Source organism: Dorea sp. (genome assembly GCF_977044405.1).
In genome coordinates this window covers 23796-38609 of the sequence record NZ_CDRRQK010000009.1, presented here as the reverse complement: position 1 = coordinate 38609, position 14814 = coordinate 23796, and the positions used below count along the sequence as shown (strand labels likewise).

The window sequence follows — 14814 nt, the reverse complement described above, 5'->3', positions numbered from 1 at the left end:
GTACCTGATTTTGTGGACGTACACTTTACTTTGGTAAATATGTCCTACCAATTATACCACTTCTGAAAAAATATGCACGGAGAATATTGCTAAAAATTGTACAAAAAAAGATACGAAAATTCCTGTTTATTTTATATAAGTAGGAACTGGGCGAATGGAAGCTGGTTAAGAGTGTTTTTCAGACACGCTTTGGAGCACTTTCAGATATATTCTGGAAATATGAGACAATATTAAGAAATTCTTCATTATTTATAAGAAGAAGTCTTTAGAGTTTTATAGTATGCTAGATTCATATTAGGAACATTTTTAATTATGAAAGGAATCAGAACGCTATTAGTAGCACGGATGGCTGATGATCAAAAAGAGGAGGGGAACATGAAAGAAGTCATTGTGGTAAAAGACTTATACAAATTATACCGTGTCGGTGATGAATTCGTACGTGCATTAAACGGAGTGGATTTTTCTATATATGAAGGAGAGTTCTGTGCGATTGTCGGGACATCCGGTTCTGGAAAATCCACCCTTTTAAATATGCTGGCAGGACTTGAAAAACCGACCAAAGGCGAGATCAGTATCGCCGGACAGCATATCGAGAAGCTAAGTGAAGAACAGCTCGTTACATTCAGGCGGGATCACGTAGGATTCATCTTCCAGTCGTTTCATCTGATGGGGACATTAAATGCAGTGGAAAATGTAGCACTGCCGCTCAGCTTCCGGGGTGTGCCAAGAGATATCAGAATGAAAAAAGCAGATAAGATGCTGGATCTGGTGAAGCTTGGAAAGCATAAGAAACATATGCCAAACCAGATGTCAGGAGGGCAGCAGCAAAGAGTGGGCGTTGCCAGGGCACTGGTGGTGGATCCGGATATTATATTTGCCGATGAACCGACCGGAAATCTGGATTCCCGTACATCAGAGGAAGTCATGGAACTGATGCAAAGAGTGGTAAGAGAGCAGAAAAAGACACTGGTTATGGTAACACATGACGATCATCTTGCAACTTATGCAGACCGGGTGTTTCATATCAGAGACGGGAAGATACTGAAGATAGAGGATAACAGGAAGAAGTCAGAGATGTAAAAGAGGAGGAAGAACAAAATGGGAAAAATAACAACGCACGGCAGATGCAAAAAGCTTATGACGATTATGCTGACAGTGATCACGCTGGCAGTCATGCTTTGCCCAAAGCAGATTGAGGCTGCGGTAAATGGAATCACGATCGTATCAAAGGACAATAAAGTACCTACATATGAAGCAGGAAAAGGAAAGACATGGACATTTGTCGTATCGAATAATTCCGGAAAGACCGTGAACAATGTAACCGTGACACCAGATCTTGGAGACAATAACGATGTCTGGCCGTTCAAGACAGAGATGCAGAGCTATCAGAAGAATATCGGAAGCATTGAAAACGGACAGGAAAAAGAAGTATCATTTGACTTCGTGCAAAGAGAAGATGTACCAACTACCCGCTACACATTGAAGTTCAAGGTGGCGGCAGATGGACAGGAAGAAGCCGAAAGACAGTTTTATGTCAATACGACTGCGAAACCAGAAGAAAAAAATGACCAAAATACAGCTAATACAGACAATACCGGAAAAGATAGCATGGAAAAAGGAGAGAGTAATAACGGTAATGCAGGAGCTGGTGATGGCAATGATGCAGGATCAGCTGGAGCATACAGCGCTGCAGCACAGAGTGCAGATGCAGGCGGATACAGTAACGGAGATGCAGTTTACAGTGGAGGAGGATCTGCCGGAAGTACGCAGTCTGGTAACAATTCCGTTCCACGTGTAATCGTAACCGGATTCTCCACAGATCCGGGAGAAGTCCATGCGGGCAGTAATTTTAAATTGATCATCCACCTGAAAAATACAGCAAAAAGCAAGGTGAATAATCTGTTGTTCGATCTGTCAGCTCCGACGGAAGGCAATGATGAGCAGACGAGTGCACCGGCTTTCCTCCCGGTATCGGGTTCCAATTCCATTTATCTGGAGAGTATCGCAGCAAATGGAACGGCAGATATCAGTATTGATCTGAATGCCAAGGCAGATCTTTTACAGAAGCCATATAGCATGGATCTTTCTATGAAATATGAGGATGTCAATGCAACAGCAGTAGAAGGTTCTTCGAGTATCTCGATTCCGGTTAAGCAGGATGCGAGATTTGAATTCAGTGATTTTGAGATCAGCCCGGACAGTATTGCGGTAGGAGAAGAGACCAATGTAACTTGTAATCTCTATAATCTTGGAAAGATCAAGCTTTATAATGTGAAGGCAACATTTGAAGGAAAGAATATTAAAAGAACAGAAGTATTTATCGGAAATGTAGAATCCGGTGGAACAGGGTCTATTGATGCCATGCTGGAAGGAAGGAAGATATCAAACGGACCTTCGAAAGTAACGATGACACTCAGCTATGAAGACGAGTCAGGAAATGTAGTAACGACAACCAAAGATCTGAAACTTGAAGTAACGGAAAAAGTGGATGACAGTACGATGATGCCGGATATGCCAGAAGAGACACAAAAGAGCTTTCCGGTAGTGCCTGGTGTGATTGTAATTATAATCGCAGCAATCGTGGCAATGGTAGTTGTCCTGAAAAAACGGAAAAAGAAAAAACTGGCGGAAAATGAAGAGGAGGAATTACTGGATGAACTGGAACGATCTTCTGAGGATGAGCATAAATAGTCTGCGTAGAAGAAAACTTCGTACATTTCTGACGGTCCTTGGAGTACTGATCGGTACAGCATCTATTGTAGTTATGATTTCGCTGGGGCTTGGTATGCAGCAGTCAATGTACAAAGAGGTAGAGCGGTCCGGAGGACTGACAAGCATTAAAGTCCGGACGTCGGAAAGCGATGGAATCTATGATGATACCAGTAAGAATACGCAGGATTCAAAGGTAAAAAGGATAGATGATAAACTGATATCAGAGATACAGAAGATGGATCATGTGAAAATGGTATCGCCAACATATGAGATATCAGCAATCCTGTTAAAAGGTAGCTATATTGCAAATATCCAGTTAAAAGCGATGAACCAGGAAGGCCTGATGGCTCAGAATCTGGAGCTTGGATCCGGGACACTTCCGAAGAGCGGATCCGGACAGTTAAGTCTGATATTTGGCAATGGTGTGCTTACAGATTTTAATGAGAAGGGATCCGGAAGAGGATATTATGATACGGGGAAGGTACCAGATATTGATCTTACAAAGGATTCTATGTTCCTGATTACAGATACAGAGCATTATAACAGTGACCAGGGAAATGCTGTGTTTGGAGGAACCGGGGATAATAGCAGTGGCAGTAAGGATGCATCGGATACGAAGCAGGCCAAACCAATACAGAAGTATGTAGTAAGAGCCAGTGGAGTGATCAAAGGCGGCCTGGAGGACTATAATGAGAATTATGATACAGTCTTCTGTGATCTGGATACGCTAAAAATGCTCCTGAAAAAGGAATATGCAGGAAAAGTAATTCCGGGACAGCCGAAGACGAAAGCAGGAAAACCGGTCAAAGGTTTCTATTATACGTCTTTACAGGTGAAAGCAGATGATATGGATCATGTCAATGGAATTGCAGATACGATACGGAATATGGGCTATGAAGTAGAGACAAATGCAGAGTATCTGAAAAGCATGCAAAGCCAGTTTGCAGTCGTACAGGCAGTACTTGGCGGAATCGGTGCGGTGTCACTTCTGGTAGCAGCAATTGGAATTGCCAATACGATGATGATGTCAATCTATGAAAGAACCAAAGAGATCGGTGTTATGAAGGTCCTTGGCTGCAGCCTTAGAAATATACAGCAGATGTTCCTGCTAGAGGCAGCCTTCATTGGACTGCTGGGCGGAATCGCCGGTAATATTTTAAGCTTTTTGATGTCGACAGCGATTAATTTTATAGCAAAAAGCAGTGGAAGCATCAGTCTTGGTGAGGGTGGAAGTATCTCTTACATTCCATGGTGGCTGGTACTGATGTCACTTGGATTTGCGATGTTAGTCGGTGTTTTAGCAGGATATTTCCCGGCAAAACGTGCGATGAGATTAAGCCCGCTTGCGGCAATTAGAAATGAATAAAGGAAAGTAGAAAATGCGTCATATACAATCTGGAAAAGTGATTTGCAATCAATCATGCCAGACATATATGACGCATTTTGGATACAAAAGTATGCAAAATATTACTCTTCTATAATATGAATCTCAAGATAATCAAAATCAATCGAGTCTACAAAATTATCCTGATAAAATCTGGTCTTATCGTGTCGTTTGAATTCATCAATATTATGATCCAGCCAGATTGGCTTGCTCAGGTCGAATTCATAACAGATCGAATCCAGTGCGTTGAATATTTTATGTGTTCTGGTGTCATCCGTCTCGTCGCAGATAACGGTATCACGCAGCATATGATTGTCTTTAAATTCTTTTCCCCATAAACGGAACATAAGTAATCCTCCTGTTTGTTAGAATGTATAGAATGATGTGAGTGTCAAAAATATAATATTACATATGAAACATCTAAAACCTATTCTAGCATAAGATGGACAAAGTATACAGGAAAAATCCATATCCACAATTGCAGTATATAGAATTTCCGGTTTGGTAAGTATTGTCAGGAAAAAAACAATTCTTGCTATTCTCGTATGTGTATGGTAAACTCGTGACAAGTGACAAGACACATGTAAAAAAGTATGTAATATCTGTAGAGAGAAAGAAAGACATTTTCATAAAAAAGACAAAGTATAAGTATGAAATGTATGGGCGGGTTCCTGGATGAAGGATGCAGGATGAGACAGATATAACATACAGGAATACAGGAGAGAGGAAAAGATGGAAAAAGTAAAAAAAGTATTAGACCGGATATTTATCGAAGGTTTAAGTGCAATGGCGCATGGGTTATTTGCGACGCTGATCATCGGTACGATCATTCAGCAGATTGGAACTTTTATTGGCGGGGATATCGGTAATATGATCTTTATCGCCGGAAAGCTTGCAGCTTCACTGACAGGAGCTGGAATTGGTGTGGCAGTGGCGTATAAATTCAAGGAGTCACCGTTAGTCGTGGTATCAGCAGCGACAGCCGGAATGGCGGGTGCATTTGCAAGCAGTATTTTGGCGGGAAAAGTATTCGTAGACGGGGCAATGGTATTTGCAGGGCCGGGAGAACCGCTGGGCGCATTTATTGCAGCTTATGTGGGAATCGTCTTTGGCCATATGGTATCCGGTAAGACAAAGGTAGATATTCTTGTGACACCGGTTGTGACGATCGGAAGTGGATGTATCGTAGGATTCCTGATCGGACCACCGATCTCAGGGTTCATGAGCTGGCTTGGTTCGCTGATCAACTGGGGAACCGAACAGCAGCCATTCCTTATGGGAATTATCGTATCGGTACTTATGGGGATGATCCTGACACTGCCGATCAGTTCTGCGGCACTTGGCGTTATCCTGAATCTGTCAGGACTGGCAGCAGGTGCGGCAACGGTTGGATGTTGTTGCAATATGGTAGGATTTGCAGTTGCAAGCTACCGTGAGAATAAGGTAGGAGGACTTCTGGCACAGGGAATCGGAACGTCTATGCTCCAGGTTCCAAATATCGTGAAGAAGCCGGTCATCTGGCTTCCGGCAATTCTTTCCAGTGCAATCCTCGGACCGGTTGGAACGATGGTATTCCATATGACGAATAATGCGACCGGATCAGGTATGGGAACAGCAGGATTAGTCGGACAGATCATGACATGGCAGACGATGATCCAGACGGAATCTGCAACAGTAGTTCTGATCAAGATTCTCCTGATCCAGATTGTGCTTCCGGCAATCGTAACGCTTGGTATCTCAGAATTTATGAGAAGCAGAGAGTGGATCAAAGCCGGAGATATGAAGTTGGAATTTTAATAGTAAACCAGCAGAATTCAAAATACGGGTTCTGCTGGTTTATTGTTGTATTATATGAAATTTCCGGTTTAGAAAATCCCTGGTTACTGTTTGCAGGGCGTGTGAACAGTAACAATTCCTGCCTGTGAACAGCAACGTTGGTTTACATTTCTATTAGAAAAGCTTATAATATCCTGTAGATGTAGGAAGAGCCGGGATTATAGAAGGAATGAGGAAGCACATCAGATATAAAAGTCTGTAAGCGGGTAGAAAATCCGGGGCCAGACATACAGGAGGAACGAAGATGAGGACGAGGAAGGGCACAGGACGAATTCATATGTATTACGGAGACGGAAAAGGGAAGACGACTGCCGCAGTCGGACAGGCCATCAGAGCCGCCGGATATGGACTGAAGGTACTCTTTTTCCAGTTCTTAAAAGATAATACATCGAACGAAAGAAAAGTACTTGAAGCAGTGCCGGGAATCGTTTGTCTGCCGGGAAGAGATAAGGTAAAGTTTGTCAGCCGTATGAATGGGGATGAGAAAGCAGAACTCAGACATTATAATAATAAAGCACTGGATGAGATCATGAAGTTCTGTACGAATTTTGACATGCTGGTACTAGATGAAGCACTCTGCGCCGTGCATCTGAATGTGCTGAGTGAAGAAAAGGTAAGAGAATTCCTGCTGCATAAGCCGGGAGATCTGGAAGTGGTCATGACCGGACATGAAGTATCACAGGATATGCTGGATCTGGCAGATTATGCGACGATGATGATGAAGATTAAGCACCCGTATGATAAAAAAGTACCGGCACGTGCAGGGATTGAATTCTAGAACGTGTCTGGAAAATCATTCCGTGTATCATAGGGGCAAAATACTTTTTGGTCTAAACATCAGGATGTGAAAAAAATAGAAAAATTTATACAAATAAATGTTATATATTTCTTAAATCTATGTGAAAAATATGACATAGAAAAGCCGGGTATGGTATAATAATCATAGTGCTGGTTTAACTCTTCGGTAAGAGAGGAGAGATAACAATATATGGAGAATGCAATAAAGAACTATGAAGATGTAGACAGTTGGAAGACAATCATGTTCCTGTATAATTCAGCATTAAAAGAAGTGGGGACAAAGCTGGAGATACTGAATGATGAATTCCAACATGTACATAAATACAACCCGATCGAACACATCAAGACAAGAATTAAGACACCGGAAAGTATCGTAAAGAAGCTTCGCAGATACGGTTATGAGATATCGATTGAGAATATGGTGAAGTATATCAATGATATCGCAGGTGTCAGACTGATCTGTTCATTTACATCAGATATTTACCGTTTGGCAGAGATGATCGGTAATCAGAGCGATCTGAAAGTATTATCAATCAAAGATTATATTAAGAATCCAAAAGAAAGCGGATACAAGAGCTATCATATGCTTGTGTCCGTACCAATCTTTCTTTCGGACAGTGTAGTGGATACAAAAGTTGAGATACAGATCCGGACAATTGCCATGGATTTCTGGGCGAGTCTGGAGCATAAGATTTATTATAAGTTTGAAGGAGATGCACCTGAGTATATCAGCCGGGATCTCAGAGAATGTGCAGAGATGGTATCGACTCTGGATGAGAAGATGCTGTCGTTAAATGAAGCGATCCAGGAATGCCTGGAGAAGCAGGAAGAGTTAAATATAAGTACAAAGACAAAAGAAAATAACCGGCAGGATCAGAGAATCCTGCAAGGACTTGACTGATTTTGAAAATATGAGAAGCTGTTAAAAGCAGCTTCTCAATATTTTGTGCAATAAGTTGTCGTATATTTTGAAGAAATTTATCAGAGGTCAGACATATTCGTGTGTATAGGAGGTATTGGAAAAAATATAGATAAAACCTATATATGATGACAAATATAAAGAATCTCGATTTGAAACCATAGATAAATATTTATATAATAAATAGAGAAAAGTAATAAAATATGGTATATAGAAGGAGCCGGAATATGTTTGTCGATACGCACATGCATGAAATGACTTGTTCGAAAGACAGTTTTCTGAAATTAGAAGAGATGGTAGAGAGTGCAAAGGAAAAAGGACTTGGTGCAATCTGTATTACAGACCATGACGATATGGGGCTGAAAGAATACGCAGCAGCGTATTCAAAGAAGACGGGATTCCCGATTTTTGTCGGAATCGAATTTTATTCCCTGCAGGGGGATATCATAGCATTTGGAATAGAAGAATATCCAAAGGAAAGAATACCGGCCCAGGATTTTATAGATCTGGTGAAAGCCCAGGGGGGATTCTGTTTTGCGGCACATCCATTCCGCAATAACAAGCGCGGGCTGGAAGAGAATCTCCGGACGGTAAAGGGTCTTGATGGCCTGGAAGTGCTGAATGGAAGTACATCTATGGAAGCGTGCCAGAAGGCGGCAAGATATGCGATGGAACTTGGACTTTGTACAATGGGCTCTAGTGACTGTCACGTACCGGAAAAAGTCGGTGTCTGTGCGACGTGGTTTCCGGATGACATAGAGACAATGGAAGAGTTCATGCAGGCTCTGAAAAAAGGTGGGATGAAGCCGGCGTATTATGCTGACGGAAAATACCATATACTTGAGGTACAAGAGTACGTGAAAGGAACTCCGGCAATAGGGTTTGGAGTTGTGTAACTGCAGGCAACGATACATTGCTGTGTGAGTAGTATTTTCACATACTTTTATATAATTATCTAAAATATATATTTACCTTTTCCATAATCGGTGATAGAATATTTCTATATGTGCTGACTGTGAAAAAGGTGATAGAAAGGTGGAATCATCATGATTACAGTTAACGCTATGGGTGATAATTGTCCGATCCCGGTTATTAAAACCAAAAAGGCAATGGCAGCACTGACTGGACCAGAGACGATTGAAGTTCTGGTTGATAATGAGATTGCAGTGCAGAATGTAACAAAGATGGCATCTAGCTCAGGAGGAAAAGTAACTTCTGAAAAATTGGGGGATGCCGAGTATAAAGTTACAATTGAAATGGAAGGCGCACCGGCAGCAGAAGAAGCAGAAGTAACTTGTGCACCGGATGCAAGAGACAATACAGTCGTTGTAATTTCTTCTGACCGTATGGGATCTGGAAATGATGAATTGGGTAAAGTACTGATTAAAGGATTTATCTTTGCAGTAACACAGCTTGATACATTGCCAAAGACTATGCTCTTCTATAATGGCGGGGCAACTTTGACAACAGAAGGTTCTGATTCCCTGGAAGATCTGAAATCTCTGGAAGCCCAGGGAGTTGAGATCATGACATGTGGAACCTGTCTGGATTACTATGGTCTGAAAGAAAAACTGGCAGTTGGTACAGTTACAAATATGTACAGCATTGTTGAGACAATGGCAAAAGCAGGAAGAATTATCAGACCATCATAAATTTACACATAACTGGATACAAAGCCGGATTCCTGAAATATACAATGGGGTTCCGGCTTTCTTATACCGTTTGTGAAAATGTCTGGAAATTCGGTCAGAGAGAAAGCGCATTGGATTGATTTTTGAAAATGGTATGAGAAAACAGGAGGAGTAGGAGAAAGAATGAAATCAGATGTAAAGTTAACAAGTTTAAGCAAAACAGCAGGGTGAGCGGCTAAGATTGGTCCAGAGACCCTTGCTCAGGTTCTGAGTAAGCTGCCAAAATTTGAGGATGACAATTTAATAGTAGGAATCGAGACTTCCGATGATGCTGCCATCTACAAAGTGACAGATGATATTGCGATGATTCAGACGGTTGATTTCTTCACTCCGATTGTAGATGATCCATATATGTTTGGCCAGATCGCTGCAGCCAATTCGCTGAGTGATGTATGGGCAATGGGAGGAGAACCTGCGGTGGCACTCAATATCGTAGGTTTCCCGAACTGTCTGGATCCGGCAATCCTTGGAGATATCCTTGCCGGAGGAGCAGACAAAGTAAAAGAAGCAGGTGCAGTATTAGTTGGAGGTCATTCGGTGCAGGATGATGAGCCAAAATACGGCCTCTGCGTATCGGGATTCGTTCATCCGGATAAGATATTTAAAAACTACGGATGCAGACCTGGTGATATATTGATTCTTACAAAACAGATCGGAAGTGGTATCGTGAATACGGCGATCAAGGCAGAGATGGCATCACCATCTGCAATTCGCGAGGCACAGACGGTTATGGCGTCCTTGAATAAGATAGGTAAGCAGGTTGTTGAAAAGTATGACGTATCTGCATGTACGGATATCACAGGATTCGGACTGCTTGGACACTGCGTTGAGATGGCAGAAGCCAGTGACGTGACATTTGAACTCAGTGTAACGGACATTGCATATCTTCAGGATGCATTTGACTATGCGAAGATGGGACTGGTTCCGGCAGGCGCATATAAGAACAAGCGATATTCGATTAACAGAGTGGAAGTAGGGTCAGTCAATGAGACCTATCTGGATCTACTGTACGATCCACAGACTTCCGGAGGACTTCTTATCAGCGTATCTCCAAAAGAGTATGACAGCATGATGAGAGACTTTAAGGCGGCAGGACTTGATACAACCGTTTCGGTAATCGGAACAGTTGCGCCAAAGAGTGATAAACTGATCCGGTTATTCTAAGAAAAAAGAATATTTACTGTATGAACAGTAATGAAGAATGACAGGATGGAGAATAAGATGAATAAGAATTTGTTATACAGGAGTATACCAAAGGTGGATGTACTTCTGACTGATGAAGGAATCAAAGTATTGATCGGGAGATATAGCCGTGAAAGCGTGATGGAAGCCATTCATATAGAGATGGAAAAGCTGCGTGCTTTCATTGGCAGATGCGAAGATGAAGAGAGTGCAAAGCAGCAGATTGCTTTGTTAAATGAGAATATTGCCAGAAATGTTTCTGCAATGCATACACCAAACATGAAAAAGGTGATTAATGGAACAGGAACTATTCTGCATACGAATCTTGGACGTGCGCCGATCAGCTACGAGCATATGATGAAGGCGGCTGAGATTGTCAGTGGATATTCCAATCTGGAGTATAATCTGGAGGCGGGAAGAAGAGGAGAGCGTTATTCTCATTTCGAAAAATTATTATGCAAGCTTACTGGTGCGGAAGCTGCCATGGCAGTTAATAATAATGCATCGTCTGTGCTTCTGATTTTAAGTTCACTTGCAAAAGGCGGGGAATGTATCGTATCCCGTGGCGAGCTGATCGAGATTGGTGGGAAGTTCAGAATTCCAGACGTTATGGAGCAAAGCGGTGCGAGCCTTGTAGAAGTCGGAACGACGAATAAGACACATTATGAAGATTATGAAGACGCAATCACAGAAGATACCAAAGCCCTTTTAAAAGTACACACAAGTAATTACCGGATTGTTGGGTTTACAGAGAGTGTAGGGATTGAAGAACTGGTTCCGATTGCGAAAAAGCATGATATTCCGGTGGTCGAAGATCTGGGAAGCGGTGTTCTGATTGATCTTGCAAAATATGGCCTGACACATGAACCGACCGTACAGGAATCAATCGCACATGGGGCAGACGTGGTATGCTTCAGTGGGGACAAACTTCTTGGAGGACCGCAGGCGGGCATCATCATCGGTAAGAAAAAATATATCGACATGATGAAAAAGAACCAGCTGACAAGAGCGCTGCGTATTGATAAGTTTACAGCGGCAGCACTTGAGATGGTATTAATGGAATACCTTTCTGAAGAGACCGCTGTTCAGAACATTCCGGTTCTGCGTATGATCGCAAGACCGTTAGAAGAGATTGAAAAAGAGGCCAGAAGTTTTGCAAGAATCCTGCGTAATACAGGAATGAATGCAGGCGTTCAGGTAGTACCTTGCGAATCACAGATTGGTGGAGGATCACTTCCGTTAGAAAGAATGGAAAGCCGTGCGGTATCCATTCAGCCGGAAAGTATGAGTGTGCCGGAGATGGAAGAAAAGATGAGACATCTGGAAGTGCCAGTCATTCCAAGAACGATCAATGACAGCATCTGTCTGGATATCAGAACCATAGAGCGTAAGGACTATAAGATGATTGCTTTGGAATTATCGGAATTATTAGGAAAAAAAGAAGAACGGTAGGTGCGAAGGGCTATGAAGAATATTATTATCGGAACAGCCGGACACATTGATCATGGTAAGACAACCCTGATCAAAGCACTGACCGGCAGAAATACAGACCGCTGGGAAGAAGAACAGCGAAGAGGAATCACGATTGATCTGGGATTCACATATTTTGATCTGCCAGGTGGAGACCGGGCGGGCATCATCGATGTACCGGGCCATGAAAAATTTATCAACAACATGGTGGCCGGTGTAGTCGGTATGGATCTGGTACTCCTTGTAATTGCAGCAGATGAAGGAATCATGCCGCAGACCAGGGAACACATGGATATCCTGAACCTTCTTGGAATTGAGAAGAGTATCATCGTGTTGAATAAATGCGATCTCGTAGATGAAGAATGGCTTGAAATGATGGAAGAAGATATAAGAGAAGAACTTTCAGGCACATTTCTTGAGAAGGCACCTCTTGTAAAAGTGTCTGCAGCGACAGGCGCTGGTCTTGAAGAGCTGATAAAAGAGATCGAACATCAGACCAGGGATGAAGTGGTACAAAAAGATATCCATACGATTCCACGACTTCCGATAGACAGAGTATTTACCCTGTCTGGATTTGGAACCATCATTACCGGAACGCTGGTATCGGGAACCATTTCCAAAGAAGATATGCTTCAGATGTATCCGGTTGGAAAAGAATGCAAGATCCGGAGTATACAGGTCCATGGAGAAGACAGAAAAGAGTGCTATGCCGGACAGCGTGTGGCGATTAATCTTTCGAATGTCAAGAAGAAAGAGATTAAACGAGGCTGCGTACTGGCACCGCCGGACAGTATGAAAAATACAGATTTACTGGATGTGAAACTGAATGTACTTGATTCGTCTGTGAGAATACTGACCAATCATACGAGACTTCATTTCTTCACCGGAACCAGTGAAGTATTATGCCGTGCAGTTCTTCTGGACAAAGAAGAGATCGGACCAGGCGAGAGCGGATATGTGCAGCTTCGGATGGAAGAAGAAGTTGCGGTAAGACGTGGCGATAAATTCGTAGTCCGTTTTTATTCTCCGATGGAGACGATTGGAGGCGGAGTAGTACTGGAACCAAATCCGAAAATAAAAAGGCGCTTCCAGCCGGAGGTAATCGAAGAACTGAAGAGAAAAGAAGAAGGTTCTTCCGCAGACGTGATCGAGATGCATGTCAAGAGCCATGCTGACACACTGATTACGGTCTCTGAGCTTGCAAAGCTTACGGCTCTTTCGCCGGAAGAAGTGGAGCAGGATGTGAAAGAACTGGAAGAGCAGGGAAGCATCTATGTATTCCCGATGCGCAAGGACACTTATGTATGGCACAGTGATTCTGCAAGAGAAGCAGAACATACACTGCTTAAGGCATTAAAAGAATATGAAGAGAAGTACCCGTACCGTTACGGTATGAAAAAAGCAGAGGTGCAGACCACATATTTTAAAAAGATAAAACCGAATGTATATGATAAGATTCTTACACTTCTGGAAGAAAAAGGAAGCATTAAGAGAATAGACGAATTCCTGTGTACGACCGAATATGAAGTGCGCAAAGATAAGATCTATGATAAAGTGTCGAAGATCATGCTGGATACATTCGGAAAAGCAAAATTTGATTTTGCAAGATATTCGGAGATTACCTGTAAAGATGTATCGCAGGATATCATGGATGATATTCTGAATATTTTATTGGAAGAAAAGCAGATTGTAAAAATAAATGATGAAATGTATACGCTGACCTCTTACATGGAGACCGCAAAAGAGAAGATCAGAGAACATCTGAAGGATGATCCGCTGATTACGATCGCACAGGTAAGAGATATGTTTGAGACCAGCAGAAAAAGTGCAAAACCTATTCTTGAATATATGGATAGTATTAAGGTAACCAAAAAAACAGGAGCAGAGAGCGAAAGGGTGGCATACTAATGAATTTGAAACAATTAGAAGCTTTCGTTCAGGTAGCAGAGGGAGGCAGTTTTTCTAAGGCAGCAAAACAGCTGTTCCTGACACAGCCGACCATCAGTGCACATATTTCGTCACTGGAAAAAGAACTGAATGCAAGGCTTTTTGTAAGAAATACAAAAGAAGTAAAATTATCGGACGATGGAAAAGATCTGTACCGTTATGCAAGACAGATCATTGATCTTCAGAAAAAGATTGAAGAAAGATTTACGACAGGAAAAGAAGAGAGCAAGCACTTGATCACGATTGCTGCATCAACGATTCCTGCGCAGTACTTACTTCCGAAGATTCTGTTAAGATTCAATGAAAAATATCCAAAAGAACAGGTAAAACTTCTAGAGACAGACAGCAGCAAGGTGGTTATGCAGATTATTGACCATATGGCAGATGTAGGATTTACCGGAACAGTTCTGGAGAAGAAGCATTGCAAATACATTCCGTTTTATAAGGATGAGCTTGTTGTGATCACTCCGAATAACGAAAAGTATCAGAAACTAAAAGAACTGATGGAAGATGATATCAGCTGGATCTGTACGGAGCACCTGATTATGAGAGAAGAAGGATCAGGCACGAGAAAAGAGGCAGGAAAGCAGCTTAAGAATGGCGGGATCAATCTTGATAAATTAAAGATCATAGCAAGTATTGAGAATCAGGAGACGATTAAAAAATCTGTAAAACAGGGAATGGGTATTTCTATTATATCCAGACTTGCGGCAGAAGACGAGGTGAAATCAGGCGGTCTTCTGGCATTTCCGATTCCAAAAGCAGATCAGGGACGGGATATCAATCTTGTATACAATAAGAATTATCAGATGTCAAAGAGTGCTGAGCGCTTCGTGAAGGTAGTAAAAGAAGTATATGGGATTGAGGAATAGATA

13 protein-coding genes are annotated in these 14814 nt (G+C 42.1%); 12 read left to right on the top strand and 1 reads right to left on the bottom strand.

Features of this window, described 5'->3' with window-relative positions; translation table 11 throughout:
• Positions 1–375 precede the first annotated feature (375 nt).
• From ACWJAF_RS05930 to ACWJAF_RS05920, 3 genes are read left to right on the top strand one after another with little or no spacing between them, the layout of a single operon-like run.
• A complete protein-coding gene (locus tag ACWJAF_RS05930) occupies positions 376–1080 on the top strand; it encodes an ABC transporter ATP-binding protein (protein ID WP_448862811.1) in 705 nt (234 codons plus the stop codon).
• An 18-nt stretch (positions 1081–1098) separates the two neighbouring features.
• Complete coding sequence (locus ACWJAF_RS05925; protein ID WP_448862809.1) at positions 1099–2691, top strand: COG1361 S-layer family protein; 1593 nt, start codon at positions 1099–1101, stop codon at positions 2689–2691.
• Entirely contained in the window at positions 2654–4078 is a 1425-nt protein-coding gene (locus tag ACWJAF_RS05920) for an ABC transporter permease (RefSeq protein ID WP_448862807.1), read from the top strand. The genes ACWJAF_RS05925 and ACWJAF_RS05920 overlap by 38 nt, the downstream gene beginning before the upstream one ends.
• A gap of 101 nt (positions 4079–4179) precedes the next feature.
• On the opposite strand, the gene ACWJAF_RS05915 is transcribed toward ACWJAF_RS05920, so the two are convergent.
• Complete coding sequence (locus ACWJAF_RS05915) at positions 4180–4443, bottom strand: hypothetical protein (protein ID WP_006427348.1); 264 nt, start codon at positions 4441–4443, stop codon at positions 4180–4182.
• Positions 4444–4828: 385 nt separating this feature from the next.
• Between ACWJAF_RS05915 and ACWJAF_RS05910 the strand changes: the two genes are divergently transcribed.
• From ACWJAF_RS05910 to ACWJAF_RS05870, 9 genes are all read left to right on the top strand, one after another.
• Complete coding sequence (locus tag ACWJAF_RS05910) at positions 4829–5893, top strand: PTS transporter subunit IIC (protein WP_296093047.1); 1065 nt, start codon at positions 4829–4831, stop codon at positions 5891–5893.
• 283 nt (positions 5894–6176) lie between these two features.
• A complete protein-coding gene (locus ACWJAF_RS05905) occupies positions 6177–6710 on the top strand; it encodes a cob(I)yrinic acid a,c-diamide adenosyltransferase (RefSeq protein WP_296030731.1) in 534 nt (177 codons plus the stop codon).
• 210 nt (positions 6711–6920) lie between these two features.
• A complete protein-coding gene (locus tag ACWJAF_RS05900; protein ID WP_296030734.1) occupies positions 6921–7631 on the top strand; it encodes a GTP pyrophosphokinase in 711 nt (236 codons plus the stop codon).
• Between the two features lie 245 nt (positions 7632–7876).
• The gene (locus tag ACWJAF_RS05895; protein WP_448862805.1) at positions 7877–8545 is read left to right on the top strand and encodes a PHP domain-containing protein; all 669 of its coding nucleotides are present in this window, start codon (positions 7877–7879) and stop codon (positions 8543–8545) included.
• 150 nt (positions 8546–8695) lie between these two features.
• Positions 8696–9301, top strand: a complete 606-nt coding sequence (gene yedF, locus ACWJAF_RS05890; protein ID WP_296030736.1) for a sulfurtransferase-like selenium metabolism protein YedF — start codon at positions 8696–8698, stop codon at positions 9299–9301.
• A 162-nt stretch (positions 9302–9463) separates the two neighbouring features.
• Positions 9464–10504 (top strand): selenide, water dikinase SelD, encoded by a 1041-nt coding sequence (gene selD, locus ACWJAF_RS05885; protein ID WP_296030737.1) that lies wholly within the window; start codon positions 9464–9466, stop codon positions 10502–10504.
• A gap of 57 nt (positions 10505–10561) precedes the next feature.
• Positions 10562–11974: an L-seryl-tRNA(Sec) selenium transferase gene (selA, locus tag ACWJAF_RS05880; protein WP_448862803.1), complete on the top strand. Its 1413-nt coding sequence runs from the start codon at positions 10562–10564 to the stop codon at positions 11972–11974.
• Positions 11975–11986: 12 nt separating this feature from the next.
• Complete coding sequence (gene selB, locus ACWJAF_RS05875) at positions 11987–13900, top strand: selenocysteine-specific translation elongation factor (protein WP_448862801.1); 1914 nt, start codon at positions 11987–11989, stop codon at positions 13898–13900.
• Positions 13900–14811, top strand: a complete 912-nt coding sequence (locus ACWJAF_RS05870) for a selenium metabolism-associated LysR family transcriptional regulator (protein WP_296030742.1) — start codon at positions 13900–13902, stop codon at positions 14809–14811. Before selB ends, ACWJAF_RS05870 begins: the two co-directional genes overlap by 1 nt.
• Positions 14812–14814 lie beyond the last annotated feature (3 nt).